General features: G+C 63.7%; 23 protein-coding genes. 10 read left to right on the top strand and 13 right to left on the bottom strand.

All coding sequences use genetic code 11. From position 1 onward, the window contains the following. Positions 1–19 precede the first annotated feature (19 nt). From AACY45_RS15060 to AACY45_RS15050, 3 genes are all read right to left on the bottom strand, one after another. Positions 20–499, bottom strand: a complete 480-nt coding sequence (locus tag AACY45_RS15060; RefSeq protein ID WP_095166364.1) for an Lrp/AsnC family transcriptional regulator — start codon at positions 497–499, stop codon at positions 20–22. A 356-nt stretch (positions 500–855) separates the two neighbouring features. Further along, the gene (locus AACY45_RS15055; protein ID WP_339546194.1) at positions 856–1749 is read right to left on the bottom strand and encodes a cation diffusion facilitator family transporter; all 894 of its coding nucleotides are present in this window, start codon (positions 1747–1749) and stop codon (positions 856–858) included. A gap of 28 nt (positions 1750–1777) precedes the next feature. Continuing rightward, the gene (locus tag AACY45_RS15050) at positions 1778–2197 is read right to left on the bottom strand and encodes a polyribonucleotide nucleotidyltransferase (RefSeq protein ID WP_339546193.1); all 420 of its coding nucleotides are present in this window, start codon (positions 2195–2197) and stop codon (positions 1778–1780) included. Positions 2198–2306: 109 nt separating this feature from the next. Here AACY45_RS15050 and hrpB point away from each other — a divergent pair, with 109 nt between their 5' ends. Further along, positions 2307–4826: an ATP-dependent helicase HrpB gene (gene hrpB / locus AACY45_RS15045; protein ID WP_339546192.1), complete on the top strand. Its 2520-nt coding sequence runs from the start codon at positions 2307–2309 to the stop codon at positions 4824–4826. A gap of 106 nt (positions 4827–4932) precedes the next feature. Here the strand turns inward: hrpB and AACY45_RS15040 are convergent, their stop codons facing one another. Together AACY45_RS15040 and AACY45_RS15035 are read right to left on the bottom strand one after the other, a co-directional pair. Further along, entirely contained in the window at positions 4933–6012 is a 1080-nt protein-coding gene (locus AACY45_RS15040; RefSeq protein WP_339546191.1) for an endonuclease/exonuclease/phosphatase family protein, read from the bottom strand. A gap of 75 nt (positions 6013–6087) precedes the next feature. Further along, positions 6088–6762, bottom strand: a complete 675-nt coding sequence (locus AACY45_RS15035) for a YciC family protein (protein WP_339546190.1) — start codon at positions 6760–6762, stop codon at positions 6088–6090. A 178-nt stretch (positions 6763–6940) separates the two neighbouring features. Between AACY45_RS15035 and AACY45_RS15030 the strand changes: the two genes are divergently transcribed. The 3 genes from AACY45_RS15030 to AACY45_RS15020 all read left to right on the top strand — a co-directional run bounded on the left by AACY45_RS15030 (position 6941) and on the right by AACY45_RS15020 (position 8900). Continuing rightward, complete coding sequence (locus AACY45_RS15030; RefSeq protein ID WP_339546189.1) at positions 6941–7648, top strand: DUF2076 domain-containing protein; 708 nt, start codon at positions 6941–6943, stop codon at positions 7646–7648. 138 nt (positions 7649–7786) lie between these two features. Continuing rightward, the gene (locus AACY45_RS15025; protein WP_166590412.1) at positions 7787–8266 is read left to right on the top strand and encodes a LabA-like NYN domain-containing protein; all 480 of its coding nucleotides are present in this window, start codon (positions 7787–7789) and stop codon (positions 8264–8266) included. A gap of 22 nt (positions 8267–8288) precedes the next feature. Then, positions 8289–8900 carry a 3'-5' exonuclease gene (locus AACY45_RS15020; RefSeq protein ID WP_339546188.1) on the top strand — a complete coding sequence of 204 codons (612 nt, stop codon included), beginning with the start codon at positions 8289–8291 and terminating at the stop codon, positions 8898–8900. Positions 8901–8923: 23 nt separating this feature from the next. Here the strand turns inward: AACY45_RS15020 and AACY45_RS15015 are convergent, their stop codons facing one another. Further along, complete coding sequence (locus tag AACY45_RS15015; RefSeq protein WP_339546187.1) at positions 8924–9385, bottom strand: Lrp/AsnC family transcriptional regulator; 462 nt, start codon at positions 9383–9385, stop codon at positions 8924–8926. A gap of 160 nt (positions 9386–9545) precedes the next feature. Between AACY45_RS15015 and yedA the strand changes: the two genes are divergently transcribed. Together yedA and AACY45_RS15005 are read left to right on the top strand one after the other, a co-directional pair. Next, a complete protein-coding gene (gene yedA / locus AACY45_RS15010) occupies positions 9546–10436 on the top strand; it encodes a drug/metabolite exporter YedA (RefSeq protein WP_339546186.1) in 891 nt (296 codons plus the stop codon). A 58-nt stretch (positions 10437–10494) separates the two neighbouring features. Continuing rightward, a complete protein-coding gene (locus AACY45_RS15005; RefSeq protein WP_339546185.1) occupies positions 10495–11823 on the top strand; it encodes a DEAD/DEAH box helicase in 1329 nt (442 codons plus the stop codon). Between the two features lie 33 nt (positions 11824–11856). On the opposite strand, the gene AACY45_RS15000 is transcribed toward AACY45_RS15005, so the two are convergent. Beyond that, entirely contained in the window at positions 11857–13104 is a 1248-nt protein-coding gene (locus AACY45_RS15000) for a TIGR03862 family flavoprotein (RefSeq protein WP_339546184.1), read from the bottom strand. 321 nt (positions 13105–13425) lie between these two features. Then, the gene (locus AACY45_RS14995; RefSeq protein ID WP_339546183.1) at positions 13426–14346 is read right to left on the bottom strand and encodes a histone deacetylase family protein; all 921 of its coding nucleotides are present in this window, start codon (positions 14344–14346) and stop codon (positions 13426–13428) included. 81 nt (positions 14347–14427) lie between these two features. Between AACY45_RS14995 and AACY45_RS14990 the strand changes: the two genes are divergently transcribed. From AACY45_RS14990 to AACY45_RS14980, 3 genes are all read left to right on the top strand, one after another. Further along, complete coding sequence (locus AACY45_RS14990) at positions 14428–14997, top strand: GNAT family N-acetyltransferase (RefSeq protein WP_339546182.1); 570 nt, start codon at positions 14428–14430, stop codon at positions 14995–14997. A 106-nt stretch (positions 14998–15103) separates the two neighbouring features. After that, positions 15104–15973, top strand: a complete 870-nt coding sequence (tesB, locus tag AACY45_RS14985) for an acyl-CoA thioesterase II (protein ID WP_339546181.1) — start codon at positions 15104–15106, stop codon at positions 15971–15973. Then, a complete protein-coding gene (locus AACY45_RS14980; RefSeq protein ID WP_339546180.1) occupies positions 15970–16572 on the top strand; it encodes an HAD family hydrolase in 603 nt (200 codons plus the stop codon). Before tesB ends, AACY45_RS14980 begins: the two co-directional genes overlap by 4 nt. An 11-nt stretch (positions 16573–16583) precedes the next feature. Here AACY45_RS14980 and AACY45_RS14975 read toward each other — a convergent pair whose 3' ends face one another. The 3 genes from AACY45_RS14975 to ypfJ (AACY45_RS14965) form a co-directional block, all read right to left on the bottom strand. Then, positions 16584–17480 (bottom strand): alpha/beta hydrolase, encoded by an 897-nt coding sequence (locus tag AACY45_RS14975; RefSeq protein WP_339546179.1) that lies wholly within the window; start codon positions 17478–17480, stop codon positions 16584–16586. A 73-nt stretch (positions 17481–17553) separates the two neighbouring features. After that, complete coding sequence (gene ypfJ / locus AACY45_RS14970) at positions 17554–18441, bottom strand: KPN_02809 family neutral zinc metallopeptidase (RefSeq protein WP_339546178.1); 888 nt, start codon at positions 18439–18441, stop codon at positions 17554–17556. Between the two features lie 121 nt (positions 18442–18562). After that, a complete protein-coding gene (gene ypfJ / locus AACY45_RS14965) occupies positions 18563–19414 on the bottom strand; it encodes a KPN_02809 family neutral zinc metallopeptidase (protein WP_339546177.1) in 852 nt (283 codons plus the stop codon). A 233-nt stretch (positions 19415–19647) separates the two neighbouring features. Here ypfJ (AACY45_RS14965) and AACY45_RS14960 point away from each other — a divergent pair, with 233 nt between their 5' ends. Next, entirely contained in the window at positions 19648–20325 is a 678-nt protein-coding gene (locus AACY45_RS14960; RefSeq protein WP_339546176.1) for a TetR/AcrR family transcriptional regulator, read from the top strand. A 61-nt stretch (positions 20326–20386) separates the two neighbouring features. Here AACY45_RS14960 and trmA read toward each other — a convergent pair whose 3' ends face one another. Together trmA and AACY45_RS14950 are read right to left on the bottom strand one after the other, a co-directional pair. Then, positions 20387–21466 carry a tRNA (uridine(54)-C5)-methyltransferase TrmA gene (trmA, locus tag AACY45_RS14955; RefSeq protein ID WP_339546175.1) on the bottom strand — a complete coding sequence of 360 codons (1080 nt, stop codon included), beginning with the start codon at positions 21464–21466 and terminating at the stop codon, positions 20387–20389. Next, the gene (locus AACY45_RS14950; RefSeq protein ID WP_339546174.1) at positions 21463–22758 is read right to left on the bottom strand and encodes an NCS2 family permease; all 1296 of its coding nucleotides are present in this window, start codon (positions 22756–22758) and stop codon (positions 21463–21465) included. Before AACY45_RS14950 ends, trmA begins: the two co-directional genes overlap by 4 nt. Positions 22759–22906 lie beyond the last annotated feature (148 nt).

The following is a 22906-nucleotide window of genomic DNA, read 5'->3' as shown; positions in this document are numbered from 1 at the left end:
CTTGCCCGCGACGACCTGCTCAGCCGCGCAAGTGCGTCAACGGCAACTCGGTACTGTTCAATACCTGATTGAGCACGAAGCTGGAGCGCACACTGGTCACCCCTTCAATCCGGGTCAGGTGGCCGAGCAGCAGTTTCTGGTAATGGTCCATGTCGGGCACCACCACCTTGAGCTGGTAGTCGGCGTCCATCCCGGTGACCAGGCTGCACTCGAGGACTTGGGGCAGGGTGCGTATCGCGGCCTCGAAGTTTTCGAAGCGCTCAGGGGTGTGGCGGTCCATGCCGATCAACACGTAGGCAGTCAGGCTCAGGCCGAGCAGCTTGCGGTCGAGCAAGGCGACCTGGCGGCTGATGTAGCCATCGTCCTCCAACTGTTTGACCCGCCGCGAACACGGCGAGGGCGACAGGCCGATGCGCTCGGCCAGCTCCTGATTGGAGATGCGTGCATCGCGCTGCAATTCCGCCAAAATGCTCAAGTCGTATCGGTCGAGTTTGCTCATGAAACAGGCCTTTGTCATAACTATTGCGGCGGATTATCTATCAGGGGTGAAAAATTGCGCAAGTCATGTTTATTTGAGCAATCTTCGCAATCCTCTGTCGTGGCCTCAGGCCTATTCTTATTACCAGAATCACTGCCCGGACAAACAGTCCACAGCGGCCCGCCGAATCAGGCCAGCCGCGGCCACCCCTCCCACAGGAGGCGAGTTGGCCCCCGGGCTACACACTGTCCAGAAGACGGAGTGAGGTGAGCCGGCGTCAAAAGCGTCGAGCACGGACTAAGTTCTCAAGGGGAGGCCGACGGGCCTCCCTTTTTTAATGCCTGCGAAACAGGCCTGGTCAGCTACAAGCGTTGAGCTTAAAGCTTGCCGCTTGCCGCTGCTCCAATCGGATCAGCGTGCACCAGCACTTCGGCTCGCGGGTAGGCGGCGTGAATGGCGTCGGCCGCCTGGTCGCTGATGCCATGGGCGACGGATAAGGTCAGCTCTCCCGGCAATTCCAGGTGCAGTTGCACAAACCAGTGGCTGCCGGAAACCCGGGTGCGCAAGTCGTGTGCCCCCAGGACGCCGGGCACGCTGCAGGCCAGCTCGAGCATGTGCTGGCTGACCTCGGGCGGCAGTTCCTCGTCCATCAGCACGGTAAAACTTTCCCGGGCGATCTGTACCGCACTCCATAGAATGTAGGCGGCAATGGCCAGGCCGAACCAGGCGTCCAGTTGGTGCCAGCCCAACCCGGCCAGCACCAGGGCAAGCAGGATGCTGCCATTGAGCAGCAGGTCGGAGCGGTAGTGCAGTGAGTCGGCGCGCACCGCATTGGAGCCGGTTGCGCGAATCACCCGGTGTTGCAACAGCAGCAGCGCCGCTGTCAGGCCGAGGGAAAACACGATCACTGCGATACTGAGCAAGGGGGCCCCCACCGGCTCCGGATGCTTGAGCCGTTCGACGGCCTGGAAGGCGATCAATATCGCACTGCCACCGATGAACAGCGCCTGGGCCATGCCCGCCAGGGATTCGGCCTTGCCATGCCCATAGCGGTGATCCTCGTCCGCCGGGCGCAGGGCGTAATGCACCGCCAAAAGGTTGAGCAGCGAGGCCACGCCGTCGAGTGCCGAGTCCGTCAAGCCGGCGAGCATGCTCACCGACCCGCTCAACCACCAGGCAATCGCCTTGGCGATAATCAGGATACTGGCCACCGCTACCGACGCGCGGGTGGCCAGGCGTAACAGGCGAGCGTGTTCCGGGCTGCTGGTCATAGGTGCATCGTTCCTTCGGTGCCCGCCATCAAGCGGCGGGTTGCAGCCCTAGCGATGCCAGTTGCTGGGCGCTGCCCTTGTGCTGGATCAGGCGTGGGTCGTCCAGCGGGAAGCTGCGACCCAACTCGGTTTGCAGGATGCTTTGCAGCTTGGTGTTGTCGACCTGGCCGTCGGCGCCGATGGCTTGCTGGAGTTTTTCCGGGGCCACCTGGGCGGTCTTGCCTGGCTCGAAATAAATCGCCCCGGTGGTGAAGTCCACGGCAAATGCAATCAGCCCGGGGATCACATAAAACAGCAGGCCCACGGCATCGAGCACGGCAATCGCCGGGTCGATCTTGCCGTCGATCTGGCCACGGCGATCGGGGTAGAAAATCGAGCCGCACGCGGTCAGTTGGGTCAGCAGGGACGCTACCAGCACACCGCCAATCAGACGAGACGGAACACGCATAAGAATTCTCCTGGGCAAACTTGAGACGAAACGTCGTCGCTGTAAATTAGGACCGTGACGAACGCAAAGCAGTTCGCCGTTATACTCGCCGCTCTGTTTTGGAGCCAGCATGATTTCTTTGCCGATTGATGAAGTTTTACCCGCGCTGCGTGAAGCCCTGGCGACACGCCATGAAGCCGTGCTCGAAGCACCGCCCGGCGCCGGTAAGACCACCCGCGTGCCCTTGGCACTGCTCAACGAGCCGTGGCTGGCCGGGCAAACCATTCTCATGCTGGAACCGCGCCGGCTGGCGGCGCGCGCCGCCGCCGAGCGCCTGGCCAGTGAGCTGGGGGAAAAAGTCGGGGAAACCGTCGGCTACCGGATCCGCCTGGACAGCAAGGTCGGTCCCACCACCCGCATCGAAGTCGTCACCGAAGGCATCCTCACCCGACGCTTGCAGGAAGACCCGGCGCTGGAAGGGGTGGGCCTGCTGATTTTCGACGAGTACCACGAGCGCAGTCTGGATGCCGACCTGGCGCTGGCCCTGAGCCTCAATGGCCGGGAGCTGTTTCGCGACGAACAGCCGCTGAAGATTCTGTTGATGTCGGCCACCCTTGAAGGCGAACGCCTGGCCGGCTTGTTGGGTGACGCGCCGATCCTGCGCAGCGAAGGCCGCATGTACCCGGTGGCGATGCGCTGGGGCCGGCCGTTCCAGCCGGGCGAATTCATCGAGCCACGGCTGGTGCAAACCGTGCTCGAAGCCTTGAATGATGAGACCGGCAGCCTGTTGGTGTTCCTGCCCGGACAAGCGGAAATCCGCCGCGTGCACCAGCAATTGGCCGATGCGTTGGGCGAGCGCTCCACGGTGCTGTTGTGTCCGTTGCACGGCGAACTTGACCTGGCGGCGCAGCGGGCGGCCATCGATCCGGCGCCAGCGAGGCAACGCAAAGTGGTGTTGGCCACCAACATCGCCGAGACCAGCCTGACCATCGACGGCGTACGGGTGGTGATCGATGCCGGGCTGGCGCGGGTGCCGCGTTTCGACCCCGGCAGCGGCATGACGCGTCTGGATACCCAGCGTATTTCCCGCGCCAGCGCCACCCAGCGCGCCGGTCGAGCCGGACGTCTGGAGCCCGGGGTGTGTTATCGGCTGTGGTCCCAGGATCAACACGAACAACTGGCCGCCTACGCCAGCGCTGAAATACTTTCGGCGGACCTCGCCGGCCTGGCGTTGCAATTGGCGCGTTGGGGCGTGACCCCGGGGCAGTTGGTGTGGCTCGATGTGCCGCCGACGGCGGCCTATGCCCAGGCCCAGGATCTGCTCGAACGCTTGGGGGCGCTGCAAGACTGGCAACTGACCCGGCATGGACAAGCCATGGCCGAACTGCCGGCCCACCCGCGAATTGCTCATCTATTGCTGCGCGGCCAGGCGCTGGGCCTGGCGCACATGGCTTGCGATGTGGCGGCGCTGCTCGGCGAACGGGATATTCTGCGCGGCGCCGGCGCCGACCTGCACAGTCGCCTGGTGCTGCTGTCGGGCGAGGAGCGTGCGGCCCGGGGCGCCCAGGGGGGTGTGCAGCGGGCTCGGCAACTGGCCCGGCAGTATCGCGGATATCTGCGCGGCAAAGCCGAGCAACCGGTTCCGGACCCGCAACATCCACGCTGGCTCGGTGCATTGCTGGCCCTGGCCTACCCGGACCGCGTGGCCCAGCAGCGCCGCCCCGGTGGCGCGGAGTATCGGTTGGCCAATGGGCGCGCGGCCTTGTTTGCCGAGGCCGACAGTCTGATGAAGCAGGGCTGGCTGGTCATCGCCGACCTGGGCAGTCGCCAGGGGCAACGGGAAGAGCGGATTTACCTGGCCGCGGATTTTGACCCGGCGCTGTTCGACTCGGTATTGACCGAGCAGGTGCGTTGCGTCGATCAGCTGGATTGGGACGAGCGCGAAGGCGTGCTGCGGGCCGAGCGCCAGCGCAAGGTCGGTGAACTGGTGTTGAGCCGTGAACCGTTGACCGGCCTGGATGAAGCCGCGCGCAGCCAGGCGCTGGTCAACCTGGTGCGGCGCAAGGGCCTGGAACTGCTGCCCTGGACCCCGGAGCTGCGGCAATGGCAGGCCCGGGTGGCGCTCTTGCGCCAGCTCGACCTCCACCAGCAGGGCGAAAGTACCTGGCCGGACGTCAGCGATGGTGCGCTGCTCAAGGGCCTGGAACACTGGCTGATGCCCTATCTGGGGCGGGTGTCGCGGCTTAGCCACTTTGCCAACCTGGACCTGTCGAGCATTGTGCATAACTTGCTGCCCTGGCCGTTGCCCCAACGCCTGGATGAACTGGCGCCCCATCACCTGAGCGTGCCTTCGGGGTCGTCGATCCGCCTGGACTACAGCGAACAGCCACCGATTCTCGCGGTGCGCCTGCAGGAATTGTTTGGCCTGGCCGAGACCCCACGCATTGCCGGCGGCCGGCAGGTGGTCAAGCTGCACCTGCTGTCACCGGCCCGCCGCCCGGTGCAGGTGACCCAGGACCTGGCGAATTTCTGGCGCAGTACCTACGCCGAAGTGAAGAAGGACCTGAAGGGCCGATACCCCAAGCACTACTGGCCCGATGACCCACTGGTGGCAGAAGCCACGGCGCGGGCTAAACCGCGCAAGTCCTGATGGTTGCGTGGTCGTATGCACAATCGGCGAGCACCCAAAACCAGGGTGGGAGCGGGCGCCCGCTTGCGGCTTGCCCGCGATGGGGCCTGGCACAAAAGCCCCGGGGTTACGGCGTTGCCGGCAACAGAAACCGCGCAATCACCGGTAAGTGATCGGAGATGCGCAGCGTATCGTCCTGCCGGACCTCGGCTTGCACCCGTTTGATCCGGGGGCTGTAGAACAGGTAGTCGACCGTCCGGTCCGGGCCATTGAGCCCGGGGTCGTTGGGGTAGTGGGTCAGCCAGCGGGCGCGGTCGATGCCGCTGGCTTCGTTGTTGGTCGGGATCATCGGGTACTTATCCCACAGCGTGTGCAGGGCGCTGTCGGCGGTGTAGGGCGTGCGCTGTTCGGGGGGCAGGCGCTGGAACTGGCCGAGGGGCAGCAGGTTGAAATCACCCCCGATCAGCCACGGAGTGCCGCGCGCTTCGAATTTGTCCAACACCTTGGCCACGGCCGCGACCTTGTGTTGCAGGCTGTCATCCGGCTGGCGCACCCAGTCCAGGTGAGTATTGAGCAGCGCCACCTGGCCGCCGTCTCTGAGGGGCAGGTAGCTCACCAGCAAAGCGTTTTTCGGCTGGAACTGGCGGCTGATGACGTTGAGCGACGGCTCGGGCAATTGCTGGCGTTCGGCGTGTTCGATCTGGTAGCGGCTCAAGGTGGCCAGTTGCCGGCCGACGCTGCCGAAAATATGCAGGTCCGGCACGAAGTCGGCCTTCCAGTCGAAGGCCTGGGTGCTGCAGGGGTAGAGGTCCGCCAGGCGCTCGCGCAGCAGATTGAGCTGGTCCTGATAGTCGCTGGCCTTGGCCCCGTCATCCAGCTCCTGCAACAGCACGGCATCCGGCTGCTCATCGCGGATCACCCGCGCCACTTCATCCAGGCTGAAGGCTATGTCTTCGGGGGTAGGGGATTCGTCGGTGCCTTGGGCCAGGTCGTTCCAGAACACATAACGCTTGCCCGCCAGGTACTGCACGTTCCAGGTCATGACCTTCAGCGCCTGGCCCGGTACCAGCGAGGGGGCCGGGCCGCTGCACTGCACCGTCAGGGACTCCTTGGCCTCCGGGCGCCAGGTCAGGCTGTAGGTCGAGGCCAGCAACAGGCCTGCAAGGAGCAGAAGGCCCAGCAGGGTGTAGCGCAGTAGGCGGGTCATGGGCTCGGCTTATGGCGTCACAAAAGTGGGTCCCGAGCATAACCGAGAGCAGGGCCAGAGCCCAAGGGGCTGCTGTCAGGCGTTGCCCTGGGTTTTGTCAGGCGCTTCGCTGATCAGCATGAACAGGCGAAACAGCACCACGCTGGTGAACAGTTGCAGAAAACTGTGACCACTTTCGATCAGCACCGACAGCACCGGGTTCTGCGGTGGTGGGTAGAGGGAAACGCTCACGCCCTTGAGCAGCCACAGTGGTCCCATCACACAGAGAATGCACAGCAGGATGCGCAGGAAATTACCCCGGGCCAGGCGCATGCTTTCGCGGATCGCGGCCAGTGGCGCCAGGTTGCGCAGCACCAGCAGGTATTCGGCGAATGCCAGCATCACCATCAGCCAGATGCCCGGCAGAAAGTACAGCGACAGGCCCACCAGAATCATCAAGGTGTTGACGGCCGTCAGCAAGGCGAAGCGCGGCCACAAAGTGGCCGATGCCGCCAGCAGGTCGCGGGTACGCGGCGACTCGCCTCGGCTGCGGGCATCGAGAAACAGGATCAGTGCGGCGGTGTACAGCGGGTAGACCAGCAACCCGACAATCACGCTGTAGCCGGGAAACGCCTCGGGTCCCTGGGTGTGATCGACCAGTTGTTGCAGCAGGGCCTCGATCACCACCAGCGGCAGGCACAGCGCCACGATGCCGCCCAGGTTGCGCTTGAAGAAATACAAGGAGTCGCGGAGTACGTCTAACGGATTCATCGGTCGCTTTCGCAGGTTGCAAAGTATGGCGACACTGTAACCGATGGGAGCGGTACCTGAACAAAGGTAAACGTTAGGTAAAGCGCATTGAAACAGCTGGCATCGGCCCCATTACTGCCGGGCACCTTATCCACACGGGATCAGGGCACAGATTTCTCCGGCAATCTATGAGGTCGCCATGAACAGCGAAGAGCAAACTCTGATCGATGACCTGTTTGCACGCTTGCAGCAGGCCCACACCCAGGCCGCCCCGCGCGACGCCCAGGCTGAAAACCGAATCAACGAGCACCTGGGCCGCCAGCCCGCCGCCGGTTACTTCATGACCCAGGCGATCCTGGTGCAAGAGGCGGCGCTCAAGCGCCTCGACGAGCAAAACCAGGCGCTCGCGAAACAGGTCCAGCACTTGCAGAACCAGTTGTCGCAGACCCCGACAGCGGCACAGAGCGGCGCTGGCGGGTTCCTTTCCAGTCTCTTTGGCGGACCTCGTGAGCCGCAGCCTGCCGCACCCCAGGCGCCGTCGGCATTCGGCGGCAATGGCTGGCGCGAACCCGGACGCTCGGCCCCCAAGGCGCAGCCCGGCGCGCAGAACTTCACGGCCCCGGCGCAACAGGCGCCGGCGGCTGGTGGCAGCTTCCTCGGGGGGGCTCTGAAGACCGCGGCTGGGGTCGCGGGCGGGGTCATGCTGGCGCAGGGTATCAGCAGCCTGTTCCACAGTAACCAGGCACCCCAGGAAGTCGTCGAAGTGATCAAGGAAGAGCCCGCGCCGGTCAACGACACCGGCAACGGCTGGGGTGATGCGCCGCGCATGGCCGGTAACGACAGCTACGGCAACGACCAGGGCGGGTTTGCCGACGCCGACTACAGCGACGACGACAGCTTCGTCTGATCCGCCATTCGTCCGGGGCGCTCCGCCGTCCCGGACGGATGATTCGCCCATCCTTCCCTGCGACTGGCATACTGGGCGACTTTTCGGACCCTGGGTCCGAACAATCGCCAGCGCCTGTGCGCGCCAAGAGGATGTGCGGTGAAGAAGATCGCAGTGTTCGCCGATGTCCAGAACCTCTATTACACCGTGCGCCAGGCCTACGGTTGTCATTTCAACTATGCCGCCTTGTGGGCGGACATCAGCCAGCACGGGCAGATTGTCGAGGCCTATGCCTACGCCATCGATCGCGGCGACAGCAAGCAGCAGCAGTTCCAGCAGATCCTGCGCAACCTCGGTTTCACCGTGAAGCTCAAGCCCTACATCCAGCGCAGCGACGGCTCGGCCAAGGGTGACTGGGACGTGGGCATCACCCTGGATATCATGGACGCCGCCGACCACGTCGACGAAGTGGTGCTGGCCTCCGGTGACGGCGATTTCGACATGCTGCTCGAACGCATCATCAACAAGCACGGGGTGGCCGCCGTTGCCTATGGCGTGCCGGGTCTTACCGCCAATTCGCTGATTCGCGCAGCCACCCGCTACGTGCCGATCGAAGGCGCGTTGCTGCTCAAAAACTGATTATTGAACGCAAGGAACAGGTTTGGAACGCATAGCCGTCATCGACTTTGAAACCACCGGAATCTCCCCCAGCAGCAGTTGCCGGGCCACGGAAATCGCCGTGGTGATCCTAGAACAGGGGCGCATCGTCGAGCGTTACCAGAGCCTGATGAATGCCGGCGTGCGCGTACCGGCGTTTATCGAACAACTGACCGGCATCAGCAACGCCATGCTGCGCACCGCACCCAGTGCGCAGCAGGTGATGAACGAGGTCAATGAATTTGTCGGGACTACGCCGTTGCTGGCGCACAACGCGGCATTCGACCAGAAGTTCTGGGACTTCGAACTGGGGCAGATCAAGCGCACGCGCTTGCAGCACTTTGCCTGCTCGCTGTTGCTGGCCCGCCGCCTGATGCCGGCGGCGCCCAACCACAAGCTGGGCACCCTCACCCGCTTCGCCGGGTTGCCTCATACCGGCCAGGCTCACCGGGCCATGGCCGACGCCGAAATGGCCGCCAACCTCACAACCCACCTGGCGCAGGAGTTGCAGCACACGCACGGCGTGCGCGAGCTGTCCCATGACCTGCTGCGCAGCCTGCAGAAAGTCCCGGCGGCCAAGATCAACGAGCATCTCAAGCGCCACCGCGGGTTCTGACGTTCGGGTAGTCCACTAGGCCCTTATGCGCCGTGCTTGCCGTTGCCTTCGAGCTGCCCCAGGGGCACGCGTTTTTCGAAGGCGCTGGAAAGCACGATCGAGGTCTTGCTGGAGCCGAACCGGGCGACACGATTGATCAAGTCTTCCAACTCGATCATCGAGGCCACCGCGCCCCGCATGATCACGCAGGAGTCGCCGGTGACGCGATGGCACTCGGTGAGCTGGGGGATCTTGATCATTTCGTCATAGGCTTTCTGGTTACCGTGCTGGGTCAGGCGCAGTTCGATCAGGCATTGGATCGGCAGGCCGACCTTGGCCAGGTCGACGGTGGCCTGGTAGCCGGTGATCACGCCGCTGGACTCCAGCTTAGCCACTCGCTCGGCGACGGCGGGGGCCGACAGGTTCACCTTGCGCGCCAGTTCGGCATAGGACGCCCGCCCGTTTTCCATGAGGGCACTGAGCAGCATGCGGTCGTATTTATCCATAAACAGGCTCCCTGAACAGCTGACTTTCGAAAGTACGGCTTATAGCCGTTATCTCCGTGTTTTGAAAAGTGTACGGGCCTTATAAACAGGTTTTGTAACTTAAGTTCCGTCTGTCGGCTTTCTAGAATAACGCTCCACTTGTCCTGCCTTAGAGCGTCCCATGCCTGGTCTTCGCCGTTTCCCGTTACCGCTGATTGGAGCCTTTTTTGCGCTGTATGTGATCTGGGGGTCGACCTACCTGGTGATCCGCATCGGCGTCGAATACTGGCCACCGCTGATGCTGGGGGGCGTGCGCTTCATCATTGCCGGGACCCTGCTGTATGCCTTTCTGCGTTGGCGCGGGGTGCCGGCACTCACGTGGCCGCAGTGGAAAGCGGCCGCGGCGATCGGGGTGCTGTTGCTCAGCTGTGGTAACGGCGCGGTGACGGTTGCCGAGCACGCGGGTGTGGCCTCGGGCGTGGCGGCATTGGCGGTGGCCACGGTGCCGCTGTTCACCTTGCTCTGCGGCTATTTCTGGGGCGCGCGCAATACTCGCCTGGAGTGGGCGGGGATTGTGCTGGGCCTGATCGGGATCGCCATGCTCAACCTCGGCTCCAACCTGCAGTCCAGTCCCTTGGGCGCGGCCTTGCTGATCTTTGCCGCGGCGGCCTGGGCCTTTGGTTCGGTGTGGAGCAAACATTTGCCGTTGCCCCAGGGGGCGATGGCCAGTGCCGCCGAGATGCTGGTCGGTGGCGTGGTGCTGATGATCGCCAGCGCACTGTCCGGCGAACGCCTGCACAGCCTGCCACCGATCGAGGGCTGGGCGGCGCTGATGTACCTGGTGCTGCTCGGTTCGATCGTCGCGTTCAACGCCTACATGTACCTGCTCAAGCACGTGCGTCCGGCAGCGGCCACCAGCTACGCCTACGTCAACCCAGCCGTGGCCGTGTTGCTGGGGATCGTTTTTGCCGGTGAAACCATTGGCCTGGAAGAAGCCCTGGCGATGACGGTGATCATCAGTGCCGTGGTGCTGATCGGCTTGCCGCAGTGGCGTAAGCAGAAACCGCAGTGATTTAAGGTAAACTGCCGCGCATTGCCCACGTGCGCTGATTTTTTCCTACGGTATCCCAATGACTTTCGCCACTCTTGGCCTGATCGAACCCTTGCTGCGCGCCCTTGATACGCTCGGTTACCAGACCCCGACCCCGGTCCAGGCGCAAGCCATGCCGGCGGTACTGGCCGGTCGCGACCTGATGGCCGCGGCCCAGACCGGTACCGGCAAGACCGCCGGCTTTGCCGTGCCGCTGTTGCAGTTGCTGGCCATGGAAGGGCCGAAAGTCACCAGCAACTCGGTGCGTGCGCTGATCCTGGTGCCGACCCGCGAGCTGGCCGAACAGGTGCATGAAAGCCTACGCCAGTACGCCGAGCATCTGCCATTGAGCACCTACGCGGTGTACGGCGGCGTCAGCATCAACCCGCAGATGATGAAGCTGCGCAAAGGCGTCGACCTGCTGGTGGCGACGCCGGGGCGCCTGCTGGACCTGTTCCGCCAGAACGCGCTGAAATTCAATCAACTGCAGACCCTGGTGCTCGACGAAGCCGACCGCATGCTCGACCTGGGCTTCTCCGAAGAGCTGTCGAACATCTACCGGGTGCTGCCGAAAAAGCGCCAGACCTTGCTGTTCTCCGCGACCTTTTCGGATCAGATCCGCCTGCTGGCCGGGCAAATGCTCAATAATCCGCTGAGCATCGAAGTCAGCCCGCGCAACGTCGCCGCCAACACGGTCAAGCAATGGCTCTACACCGTCGACAAGAAGCGCAAGCCAGAGCTGTTCGTGCATTTGCTGCGCAAGCACAAGTGGAAGCAGGTGCTGGTATTCGCCAAGACCCGTAACGGCGTGGACGCGCTGGTGGAAAAACTCCAGGGCCTGGGCGTCAATGCCGACGGCATTCATGGCGACAAACCCCAGGCGACCCGCCAGCGGGCGCTGGACCGTTTCAAGGCCAGCGAGATCCAGATCCTGGTGGCCACCGACGTCGCGGCCCGTGGCCTGGACATCGAAGACCTGCCGCTGGTGGTCAACTTCGATCTGCCGATCGTGGCCGAGGACTACATCCACCGGATCGGCCGTACCGGTCGTGCCGGGGCCACCGGTGAGGCGATTTCGCTGGTGTGTGCCGATGAAGTGAACCTGTTGTCGGCGATCGAGACGCTGACCCGTCAGGCCCTGAATCGCCATATGGAGCAGGACTTCGAGCCGGAGCACCGGGTGCCGGACACCGACGCCAGCGGCCAGGTGATCAAGAAGCCGAAAAAACCGAAGAAGCCCAAGGCTTCCGGTGGCGGCAAGCGGAACCTGGGCAAATGGGTGGACAGCGGCGAGACCGTGGCCGATGTGCCGGTCAAGCCGGTGCGCAAGGTGCCGGTGTTCAACACCGGGCCGCGCAAAAAGAAGTGAGGCGTTGTAAGCCGCAAGCTTGAAGCGTGCGGCTTACAACGGGTAGCTGCTCCTCAGCCACTGCACCATCCCCAACCCCGCCGCACGCCCACTGGCAAAACAGGCGGTCAGCAGATAGCCGCCGGTCGGCGCTTCCCAATCGAGCATTTCGCCTGCGCAGAACACGCCGGGCAATGCCTTGAGCATCAGTTGTTCATTCATCGCTTCGAACGTCACGCCGCCGGCGCTGCTGATGGCTTCGTCCAGCGGCCGGGTCTTGACCAGTGTCAGCGGCAGGGCCTTGATGGCGTGGGCCAGCGCCAATGGATCGGCGAAGGACTCACTCGGTGTCAGTTCGCGCAGCAGCGCGGCCTTGACGCCATCCAGGCCCAACTGGCTGTGCAGGTGCTTGGCCATGGAGCGTGAGCCACGGGGCTTGCTCAACGCCGCGTGGATTTTATCCACAGGGCGCCCGGGCAGCAGATCCAGGTGCACAGTGGCTGAGCCTTGTTGTTCGATGGCCTCGCGAATCGGCGCAGACAAGGCATAGATCAGGCTGCCTTCAACCCCGGTGGCGGTGATCACGCATTCCCCCAGTCGCGGAACATCGTCATTCAAGCCGATGGCGATGTTTTTCAGCGGCGCTCCGGCGAATTTGCTGAGCATCAACTCGCTCCAGGCCGTCACTTCAAATCCGCAGTTGCTCGGTTTCAGCGGCGCCAGGGCCACCCCTCGTTGTTCCAGGGGCAACATCCAGGCGCCATCGGAGCCCAAGCGCGCCCAACTGCCGCCACCCAGTGCCAGCAACAGGGCGTCGGGGCTGATCGCCTGTTCGCCGTCGGGGTTGGCGATGCGCAGGCTGCCGTCCGGGTTCCAGCCCAGCCAGCGGTGGCGGGTGTGGATAACGACACCGTTGTCACGCAGGCGCTTGAGCCAAGCGCGCAGCAGTGGGGCGGCTTTCATGTCGGTGGGGAAGACGCGGCCGGAACTGCCGACGAAGGTTTCTATCCCCAGGCCGTGAATCCATGCACACAACGCTTGTGCGTCGAAACCGCGCAACAGCGGGGCGATGTGCGGCGCGCGTGCGGCGTAGCGTGCAAGGAAGGCCAGGTAGGCTTCGGAGTGGGTGATGTTCATGCCGCCGACCCCGGCCAGCAGGAACTTGCGGCCCACCGACGGCATGGCGTCGTAGAGGTCGACCTTGATCCCGGCCTGGCTCAACACCTCGGCGGCCATCAGCCCGGCGGGGCCGCCCCCGATGATGGCGACGTGCTGGGGAGGGTGGGCGGCGGGTTGGCTCATGGCGTGCACTGCGATTCGGCTCGAAAGGCCGCGTATTCTAGCAGCACCGCAGGTCCCCCGTAGCAGCTGCCGAGCCCGCGAGGCTGCGTTCGAGGACGCAGTCCTCGCCAGGTGCTTGGATCTGGCGACTGCTGCGCAGCCGAACGCAGCCGAACGCAGCCTCGCAAGCTCGGCAGCTGCTACAGGGGGAGTCATAGGGCGATGGAGCTGGTTGAAAAGTGATCAGTGCCTCGTAAGGCATAGGGAGCAGGCCTTGCAGGTCCTTTCACTCAGGTTATCCACAGGCCGTTCCACAGGCATTGTGGGTAAAGCATCCACAACTCAATGACAGCCTGATGACTGCCAGACTCGCTGCGCACTGTGATGGAGGATGCCGTGGCGCCGGGCCAGGGCCTGGCGGTCCTTGCTGTAGCCACCGCCAATCACCCCCATCGCCGCGATGTCGCGGCCCAGGCAGTGGCGCAGTACGGCTTCATCGCGGGCGGCGACGCCGGCATCGGTCAGCTTCAGATAGCCGAGGGCGTCGTCCTTGTGCACGTCGACCCCGGCGTCGTACAGCACCAGGTCTGGCTGGTAGAGCGGCAGCAGGTAGTTGAGTGCATCATCGACCACCTTGAGGTACTCGGCATCGCCCATGCCCATAGGCAGCGGAATGTCCCAGTCGCTGTCGGCCTTGCGTGCGGGAAAATTCTTTTCGCAATGCAGGGAAACCGTCACTGCATCCGGGGTATGTTGCAGAATCCGCGCCGTGCCGTCGCCCTGGTGCACGTCACAGTCGAAGATCAGCACCCGTGAAACCCGCCCGCTGGCCAGCAGGTATTGGCTGATCACCGCCAGGTCGTTGAAGATGCAGAAGCCGGCGGGGTGGTCGTAGTGGGCGTGGTGAGTGCCGCCCGCCAGGTGGCAGGCCATGCCATGCTCCAGCGCCTGTTCGGCGGCCAACAGGGAGCCGCCGACTGCCCGCACGGTGCGCCGGGCCAGGGCTTCGTTCCAGGGCAGGCCGAGGCGCCGCTGGTCTTCGCGGGACAACTCGCCGCTCATGTAGCGTTCGATATAGCCGGGGTCGTGGGCCAGGGCCAGAATGTCCGCCGGGCATATTTGTGGACGCAGCAGGTGCTGGTCCTCGGTCAGGCCACTGTCCACCAGGTGATCGCGCAGCAGCCGGAACTTGTCCATGGGGAAGCGATGTTCCGCTGGAAACTCGGGGCTGTAGTCTTCGTGATAAATCAGCGGCAGGGGCATGGTCGGTTCGTGGCGTGGTGTGACGAAGTGAAGGATCCTACCAGCGATCTAGACTTGTTTGCAGGGAAACGGAGGGGAGCGATGGAGCCGATACTGGAACTTGAGAGCGCGCGGCTGCTGATGCGCCAGTGGCGTGATGAAGATTTGCCGGAATTTGCCGCGATGTGTGCCGACCCGCAAGTCATGCGCTATTTCCCGGCACCCTTGAGTCGTCTGGAAAGCGCTGCATTGATCGGGCGAATCCGCGGACATTTTGCTGAGCACGGTTTTGGAGGATGGGCGCTGGAGCGCAAGGACAGCGGTGCATTCATCGGATTCACCGGCTTGGGGGTGGTCGGGTTCGACGCTCCGTTCACGCCCGCCACCGAAATCGGGTGGCGCCTGGCCCGCGAGCACTGGGGCCTGGGGTACGCCAGCGAAGCGGCCTGGACCGCTCTGCGCTGCGGCTTTGACCGCTTGCAGCTGGATCAGGTCGTGGCCTTTACCACCGTGACCAACCTGCCGTCACAGAAAGTCATGCAAGCCATTGGCATGCACCCTGATCCGGCAGGCGATTTCCAGCATCCCAGGCTGGAACCCGGTCATCCGCTGCGTAGCCACGTGTTGTACCGCATCACCCGGGAGCAATGGTTGGAAACCTTGCATGGATAAGCTGGCCGGGATGTTTACAATGTGCGCAATGTTGGCCCGGGCCAACACCTGAATTGACCGCCGCAGCCAAGACTGCGCGGCATTGCTCTGTGTGAGGAGAGTCTGAATGAGCCAAGTGCTGGAAGATCTGGTCGACCTGCTGACCCTGGAACCGATCGAAGAAAACCTGTTTCGCGGCCGTAGCCAGGACCTGGGTTTTCGTCAGTTGTTCGGCGGCCAGGTGCTGGGCCAGTCCCTGTCGGCGGCCAGCCAGACCGTAGAAGAAGCGCGTCACGTGCATTCGATGCACGGTTATTTCTTGCGTCCGGGCGACGCCGGTTTGCCGGTGGTCTACCAGGTGGATCGGGTACGCGACGGCGGCAGCTTCAGCACTCGCCGGGTGACTGCGATCCAGAAGGGCCACCCGATCTTCACCTGCAGTGCTTCGTTCCAGTACGACGAAGAAGGGTTCGACCATCAGAGCGCGATGCCCCAGGTGGTCGGCCCGCAAAACCTGCCGTCGGAACTGGAACTGACCCAGCAACGGGCGCACCTGATCCCCGAACACATGCGCGAAAAACTGTTGTGCCCCAAGCCGATCGAGTTTCGCCCGGTGACCGGCAGCGACCCCTACAATCCGCAGCCGGCCGACCCGGTCAAGTACGTCTGGTTCCGCGCCGACGGTGCGCTGGCCGACTCGCCGGCGCTGCACAAGTATCTGCTGGCCTACGCCTCTGATTTCGGCCTGCTGGTCACTTCATTGCTGCCCCACGGCAAATCGGTCTGGCAAAAAGACATGCAGGTGGCCAGCCTCGACCACGCCTTGTGGTTCCACGCCGACGTGCGTGCCGATGATTGGCTGCTGTACGCCATGGACAGCCCATGGGCCGGTAACTCCCGGGGTTTTTCTCGCGGCAGCGTGTTCAACCGCGCCGGCAAACTGGTGGCCTCGGTCACTCAGGAAGGCCTGATTCGCCACCGCAAGGATTGGGCGTGAGCCTGGCGCAGGTACGCCATTGGGTGTTCGACATGGACGGCACCCTGACCGTGGCCGTGCATGATTTTGCGGCGATTCGCCAGGCCCTGGCGATTCCCCCCGAACACGACATCCTGACCCATCTTGCCGCGCTGCCAGCCGCCGAGGCCGCGGCCAAGCATGCCTGGCTGCTGGAGCACGAGCGGGACCTGGCGCTGGGTTCGCAGCCGGCCCCTGGCGCCGTCGAGCTGGTGCGTGAGTTGGCCGGGCGGGGGTATCGCCTGGGCATCCTCACCCGCAATGCCCAGGAACTGGCTCACATCACGCTCCAGGCCATTGGCCTGGCGGACTGCTTTGCGGTCGAGGATGTGCTGGGCCGCGACGACGCGCCGCCCAAGCCCCATCCCGGTGGATTGCTGAAGCTGGCCGAGGCCTGGGATGTGGCCCCCGCCAATATGGTGATGGTCGGTGACTACCGGTTTGACCTCGATTGCGGCCGCGCGGCGGGCACGCGCACGGTGCTGGTGAATCTACCGGACAACCCGTGGCCGGAGTTGACCGACTGGCACGCCGCCGACTGTGTGGCACTGCGTGATCTGCTGTCGGTCCCAGGCGCCTGAGGGCGTTGTATTCACCAGCGAAACAGCGCTTGCTGGCCCTGCGGCGAGGTGAACATCTTGTCACCGTTGTGCCCGACCCCGGGCACTTGCACCAGGTGCTGTTTGAGCCCTTGTGGGTGGCGCTGGGTCAGGTAGTTGAAACAGTTGAGCCCGCGCTCCTGGCGTGACGGACCCTGGGCCAGGGCGGCGCAGGTCTTGTCCAGGGCCGGTTGGATCGCATTGGTGTCCAGTTGGCCGAGCAGATAGGTGATGTCACGCTCGATGTAGCGCTGCTCCAGTGACTGCACCGTCTGGCCCTTGGCGTAGGCCGGCAGTTTGTCCAGGCCGTCCTTCCAATCGTTGAAGTCGGGGCATTTCTTGCGGTCCACGGACACCCGCCGCTGTCGATCGAAGTAGGTGTAGGACGAGGGGTTGGCGATCACGTAGCGGACCTTGACGCCGGCCTGGCGCAGGGCCGGCTGGTCATCCCCGAGCAAGGCAAAACGCTGCACCACTTGCCCACCACCGGAGTGTCCGGCAATCACCACTTCCTTGAGGGTCGGGTACTCCCGGCGATTGCTCAGGCGGGTCAGCAAGCGGTCGAGCACGGCATAGGCGCTCAGCGCCTGGGGGCCTGTGGACAAGTCGCCGGCCATCCATTCGTTGCCACGCCAGCGCAGTACGCTGTCGGCCAGTTGATGCCGCGTTATGTCGGACTCATTGAGAAACTGCGGAGCGATCACCAGGGTGCTGGCACTCTGTCCGGCCTGCGCCGCAGCTTTCTCGACGCTTTGCCGGTAGGTTTCGGCATTGCGCAAACGCCCATGGAGGATGATCAGTACCCGCTGGATCTTCGGTGACGTCTGGCTGACGCCAACGGCCAGTTCCCCTACGCCCAGGTCCAGGCGGCCGGGGCTGATGTCTTTCACCCCGTGGTCAGCCGCTTATAGCGGGGTACACCCCCAAGAGCAGAACGAATACCGCCAGCCAGCGTTTTTCCATTTAGAGACTCTTCGAGGCAAAGGTGTCGCATTGACTGATCTGGCCCTGGGCGAAGCCGGTCTTGAACCAGCGTACGCGTTGCGCCGAGGTGCCGTGGGTGAATGAGTCCGGGACCACACGACCCTGACCCTGTTGCTGCAAACGATCGTCGCCGATGGCGTTGGCGGCGTTCATGGCTTCTTCAATATCACCGGGCTCAAGCCAGTTCAAACGCTTCTGCGCATGGTTGGCCCAGACCCCGGCCAGGCAATCGGCCTGCAGCTCCTGGCGCACCAGCAGTCCGCCATCGCCTTCCATGCGTTGCCCTTGCTGGCGCGCGGCCTGGATTTTGGCAGACACCCCCAGCAGGGTCTGTACGTGGTGGCCGACTTCGTGAGCGATCACATACGCCTGGGCGAAGTCGCCGGCGGCGCCGAACCGCTGGGACATTTCCTGGAAGAAGCTCATGTCCAGGTACACCTTTTGATCTGCCGGGCAGTAGAACGGCCCGGTCGCCGCCGAGGCGCCGCCGCAGGCCGAGCTGACTCGGCCGCTGAACAGCGTCAGCTTGGGCGCCGCGTACTGGCGCCCAGCCTGCTGAAAGATCGGGCCCCAGGTGTCTTCGGTGTCACCGAGGATCCGCGCCACAAATTCTGCCTGTTCGTCATTGGCCGGTGGCACCTTGCGGGTTTGCGTGGTGGCGGGGGCTGATTGCGGGTCCATTTGCCCGGCCAGTTGCCCGAGAATCTGCATCGGGTCCTGCCCGGTGATCCAGCCGATCCCGATGATCAGCACGATGGCCGTGAGGCTCAGCCCCTTGCCCCCGCCGAAACGCATGCCACCGCCACCGCCCCCCTCACCGCGGGCATCCACCACGTTGTCACTGCGGCGGCCTTTTTTCCATAACATGTGGGAATCCTCTGATTGCGCGTGGTGTGAGTGTTGCTGGTGAGTGGGATAGTCGCCAGTCCGGTCGTCAGACGATGGCGGACGAAAGGTAGTATGGCATTCGAAGTACGACGCTGCCGGGCTACAGCACCGTGGCCGAGAAGGTGTCGCATTGCTCGATGCGACCTTGCTCGTAACCGCGCTCGAACCAGCGCACCCGCTGCGCGGAAGTACCGTGAGTGAAGGTCTCAGGCATCGGCCCGCTCGTTTGGTTCCCGCGCCGGTAATCGTCGCCGAACACCGCGGCCGCTTCCAGCGCGGCGTGCAGGTCCCCGGGTTCGAGCCAGTTCAGGCGCTGCTGGGCATGGTGCGCCCAGACGCCCGCCAGGCAATCGGCCTGCAATTCCGCGCGCACCTCCAGGCCGTGGTCACCGGCCGTGGCTTGGCCGGCATTCAGGGCTTCGTCGAAGGGCCGGGATAATCCCAGGCGGGTTTGCACGTGATGACCGACTTCATGGGCGATGACATAGGCCTGGGCAAACTCGCCGAAGTGGGGCATCTGCTGGGCCATCTTGCGGAAAAAACCCAGGTCCAGGTACAGCGCCTGATTGTCTGGGCAATAGAACGGCCCGACCGCCGACGAAGCGTAACCGCAGGCGGAAGTCACGCCCTGCTCGAAGAGGGTCAGGGTGGGTTCAGGGTAGGGTTGGTCCAGGGCTAGAAACAGGGCTTTCCAAGTGTCTTCGGTATCCCCGAGCACCGCGCGCACGAACGCCAGGTCGAGGTCATCGGTGTTTTCCGGCGTGACTTCGCTCACGGGCGGCGATGCCGGGCCAGCCTCCTGGGGGGCGGTCAGGCTGCCCAGCGCCACGACCCCCGAGAGGGCGGCAGCACCGAGGGCGATCACGAGTTTCTTGCTCGGGGGGACGCGGTTGGAGGGGGATTGGCGGGTATCGGTGACGTTATCGCTGGGACGGGCTTTGTTCCATAGCATGTCGACATTCCTTGTGAGTTGAGCGGCATTCATTGCCTGGTGTCTGCATACCAGCTACGGCGCGAAAAGTGACGGTCAATGTGTAAACGCAGGTGAGCGACAGCGCCGCAGAGTGCCGGGACAAGTTGTATTGAAATCGTAAGCGGGGGGGCTATACGCGGTAGCGATACTTCCTTCGCTGCATCGCGCGGCCCATAATCGCCGGCGTATACAGCGTTGGCCAAGAGCCTGGAATGAGAATGCCCTCAGACCTTCCCGTAGCGCCCGAAGCGTCCACGCTCGAGCCGCGCAAGAGTCGCAAGAACAACCCGGAAAAGACCCGCGAGAACATCCTTCAAGAAGCGATTGTCGAGTTCGTCCAGCAGGGGTTGTCCGGGGCGCGAGTGGATGCCATCGCCGAACGAATCCAGACCTCCAAGCGCATGATCTATTACTACTTCGGGAGTAAGGAGCAGCTCTATGTCGAGGTGCTGGAGAAACTCTACGGGGATATCCGCAGTTCCGAGAACCACTTGCACCTCGCCGAGCTCGCACCGCGCGAGGCGATTCGGCGGCTGGTGGAGTTCACCTTCGACCACCATGATCGTAATGTCGATTTCGTACGCATCGTCAGCATCGAGAACATCCACAACGCCGAGTATGTGAAGCAGTCCCAGACGATCAAGGCGATGAACAACACCCTTCTCGATTCCCTGGGGACGATTGTGCATCGCGGGGTCGAGGAGGGGGTGTTCCGCGATGGGATCAACCCGCTCGATGTGCACCTGTTGATCAGGTCGTTCTGTTTCTACCGGGTGTCGAACCGTCACACCGTCGGCGAGATTTTCCACATCGACCTGCCCGATGTGGCGGTCAAGCAGCGTCATCGGCAGATGATTTGTGAGGCGGTGCTGCGCTACCTGCAGGCCTGAACCGGGCACCCACAAAAAAGCCGTCCCTCGGGACGGCTTTTTTGTGGGCCGTGATCAGCGATCAACGGCGGGTCAGCAAGACCCCGGATTCCATGTGGTGGGTCCACGGGAACTGATCGAACATCGCGCAACGGGTGATGCGGTGCGTGTCGTGCAACTGGGCGATGTTGGCCGCCAAGGTCTCTGGGTTGCACGAGATGTACAGGATGTTGTCGAAACGCCGGGTCAGCTCGCAGGTGTCCGGGTCCATGCCGGCGCGCGGCGGGTCGACGAACACGCTGCCGAATGCGTAGCTCTTCAAGTCGATACCGTGCAGGCGGCGGAACGGGCGCACTTCATTCAAGGCTTCGGTCAACTCTTCGGCGGACAGCCGCACCAGGGTGACGTTATCCACCGCGTTTTCGCTGAGGTTGCTCAGCGCGGCATTGACCGAGGTCTTGCTGATTTCCGTGGCCAGTACTTTGCCTACGCGGGTCGCCAGGGGCAGGGTGAAGTTGCCGTTGCCGCAGTACAACTCCAGCAGATCGTCCGGGCGCTCGCACAGGGCGTCATACGCCCAGTTGAGCATCTTCTGGTTCACCGTACCGTTGGGCTGGGTGAACGCACCTTCGGGCTGGCGATAGCTGAAGGTCCGCCCGCCGACTTCCAGTTTCTCGACCACATAATCCTGGCCGATCACTTCGCGCTTGCCCTTGGAGCGGCCGATCACACTGACATTCAAGTCGGCAGCCAACTGGCTGGCCGCCGCATGCCAATGCTCGTCGAGCGGGCGGTGGTAGCACAGGGTAATCATCGCGTCGCCGGCCAGGGTGGTCAGGAACTCCACCTGGAACAGCTTGTGGCTCAAGGCGGCGCTGGCCTGCCAGGCGGCCTTGAGCTGCGGCATCAATTGGTTGATGCGCAGGCTGGCGATCGGGAACTCTTCGATCAGGATTGGCGTGCGCTTGTCTTCCTGGGAAAACATTGCGTAGTGCCGCTCGCCGGCTTCGCGCCACAGGCGGAATTCGGCGCGCAGGCGGAAGTTGGCCAGCGGCGAGTCGAACACCTCAGGTTGCGGGGCGTCGAACGGGGCCAGCAGGTCACGCAGGCGCGTGACCTTGTCTTCGAGCTGAGCGGCGTAAGCCTGGGAATCGAATGTCATGCGTTGAACCAACCCAACTTGATCACGAACAGAATGGAGAGAATCACCAGCGCCGGGTTCAGCTCGCGGCCACGACCGGACAGCAGTTTGATTGCGGTCCAGGCGATGAAACCGAAGGCAATGCCGTTGGCGATGGAGTAAGTGAAAGGCATCGCCAGGGCGGTGATCACCACGGGCGCAGCCACGGTGATGTCATCCCAGTCTATTTCCGCCAGGCCGGAAGTCATCAGCACGGCGACGAACAGCAGGGCCGGCGCGGTGGCGAAAGCCGGAACGCTGGCGGCCAGTGGCGAGAAGAACAGTGCCAGCAGGAACAGGATGGCCACGACCACGGCGGTGAGACCGGTCCGGCCGCCGGCAGAGACGCCCGCTGCCGATTCGATGTAGCTGGTGGTGGTCGAGGTGCCCAGCAGGGAGCCGGCCATGGCCGCCGTACTGTCGGCGATCAGCGCCCGGCCCATTTTCGGCATGTGGCCGTCCTTGCCCATCAGGCCGGCGCGCTTGGCGACGCCGATCAGGGTGCCGGAGTTGTCGAACAGGTCGACGAACAGGAAGGCGAAGATCACGCTGACCAGACCGATGTCCAGGGCACCCTTGATGTCCAGTTGCAGGAAGGTCGGCGCCAGGGAGGGCGGCATCGACACCACGCCACCGAACGGGGTGAAACCCAGGGCGATGGACGCGATGGTCACGGTCAGGATGCCGATCAGCACCGCGCCGCGCACTTTCAGGGCCTCCAGGGCCACGATCAGGGCAAAGCCCAGGGTCGCGAGGATCGGTGCCGGTTGCTTCAGGTCACCGAGGCCGACCATGGTCGCTGGGTTACTGACCACGATGCCGGCGTTGTGCAGGGCAATCAGGGCCAGGAACAGGCCGATACCGGCGGCAATCGCCGAACGCAGCGGCAGCGGGATGCTGTTGATGATCCATTCGCGGATGCGGAAGATCGACAGCAGGAAGAACAGCACTGCCGAAATGAATACCGCGCCCAGCGCCACTTGCCAAGTGTGGCCCATGTGCAGGACCACGGTGTAGGTAAAGAAGGCGTTCAGGCCCATGCCCGGTGCCAGCGCGATCGGGTAGTTGGCAATCAGGCCCATCACGGCGGAGCCGATGGCGGCTGCCAGGCAGGTCGCGACAAACACCGCGCCCTTGTCCATGCCGGTCTCGCCGAGGATGCTCGGGTTGACGAACAGAATGTAGGCCATGGCCAGGAAGGTCGTGACGCCCGCAAGAATCTCGGTGCGCACGTTGGTGTTGTGTGCCTTGAGTTGAAACAGCCTTTCCAGCATGTCTGCTCCCCGTGGCGCATCGTGCGCCGTGAATGTATCGACTTGAACAGCAAAGCACAGGCCACCGCAGGCGCCCGGGATTTTTCTGTCGGTCGGAAAAAGCCGCGCATCATACCAGCAGCTTGGGGCTATGGCTGCGATCGTCGGC

The sequence above is a fragment of the Pseudomonas sp. RA_35y_Pfl2_P32 genome (assembly GCF_963970735.1).
Classification (GTDB): Bacteria; Pseudomonadota; Gammaproteobacteria; order Pseudomonadales; family Pseudomonadaceae; genus Aquipseudomonas.
Note: the sequence above shows the minus strand (reverse complement) of the source record. Positions and strands in the feature narration are given on the sequence as shown.

Excerpts from the sequence above, each read along its gene's own strand:
- AACY45_RS15060 (WP_095166364.1), bottom strand. The coding sequence starts at position 499 with ATGAGCAAACTCGACCGATACGACTTGAGCATTTTGGCGGAATTGCAG.
- trmA (WP_339546175.1), bottom strand. The coding sequence starts at position 21,466 with ATGACATTCGATTCCCAGGCTTACGCCGCTCAGCTCGAAGACAAGGTC.
- hrpB (WP_339546192.1), top strand. The coding sequence starts at position 2,307 with ATGATTTCTTTGCCGATTGATGAAGTTTTACCCGCGCTGCGTGAAGCC.
- AACY45_RS15000 (WP_339546184.1), bottom strand. The coding sequence starts at position 13,104 with ATGAGCCAACCCGCCGCCCACCCTCCCCAGCACGTCGCCATCATCGGG.
- ypfJ (WP_339546178.1), bottom strand. The coding sequence starts at position 18,441 with ATGTTATGGAAAAAAGGCCGCCGCAGTGACAACGTGGTGGATGCCCGC.
- AACY45_RS15015 (WP_339546187.1), bottom strand. The coding sequence starts at position 9,385 with ATGGATAAATACGACCGCATGCTGCTCAGTGCCCTCATGGAAAACGGG.
- yedA (WP_339546186.1), top strand. The coding sequence starts at position 9,546 with ATGCCTGGTCTTCGCCGTTTCCCGTTACCGCTGATTGGAGCCTTTTTT.
- AACY45_RS14995 (WP_339546183.1), bottom strand. The coding sequence starts at position 14,346 with ATGCCCCTGCCGCTGATTTATCACGAAGACTACAGCCCCGAGTTTCCA.
- AACY45_RS14950 (WP_339546174.1), bottom strand. The coding sequence starts at position 22,758 with ATGCTGGAAAGGCTGTTTCAACTCAAGGCACACAACACCAACGTGCGC.
- AACY45_RS14990 (WP_339546182.1), top strand. The coding sequence starts at position 14,428 with ATGGAGCCGATACTGGAACTTGAGAGCGCGCGGCTGCTGATGCGCCAG.
- AACY45_RS15055 (WP_339546194.1), bottom strand. The coding sequence starts at position 1,749 with ATGACCAGCAGCCCGGAACACGCTCGCCTGTTACGCCTGGCCACCCGC.
- ypfJ (WP_339546177.1), bottom strand. The coding sequence starts at position 19,414 with ATGCTATGGAACAAAGCCCGTCCCAGCGATAACGTCACCGATACCCGC.
- AACY45_RS15035 (WP_339546190.1), bottom strand. The coding sequence starts at position 6,762 with ATGAATCCGTTAGACGTACTCCGCGACTCCTTGTATTTCTTCAAGCGC.
- tesB (WP_339546181.1), top strand. The coding sequence starts at position 15,104 with ATGAGCCAAGTGCTGGAAGATCTGGTCGACCTGCTGACCCTGGAACCG.
- AACY45_RS14960 (WP_339546176.1), top strand. The coding sequence starts at position 19,648 with ATGAGAATGCCCTCAGACCTTCCCGTAGCGCCCGAAGCGTCCACGCTC.
- AACY45_RS15030 (WP_339546189.1), top strand. The coding sequence starts at position 6,941 with ATGAACAGCGAAGAGCAAACTCTGATCGATGACCTGTTTGCACGCTTG.
- AACY45_RS15005 (WP_339546185.1), top strand. The coding sequence starts at position 10,495 with ATGACTTTCGCCACTCTTGGCCTGATCGAACCCTTGCTGCGCGCCCTT.
- AACY45_RS15040 (WP_339546191.1), bottom strand. The coding sequence starts at position 6,012 with ATGACCCGCCTACTGCGCTACACCCTGCTGGGCCTTCTGCTCCTTGCA.
- AACY45_RS15050 (WP_339546193.1), bottom strand. The coding sequence starts at position 2,197 with ATGCGTGTTCCGTCTCGTCTGATTGGCGGTGTGCTGGTAGCGTCCCTG.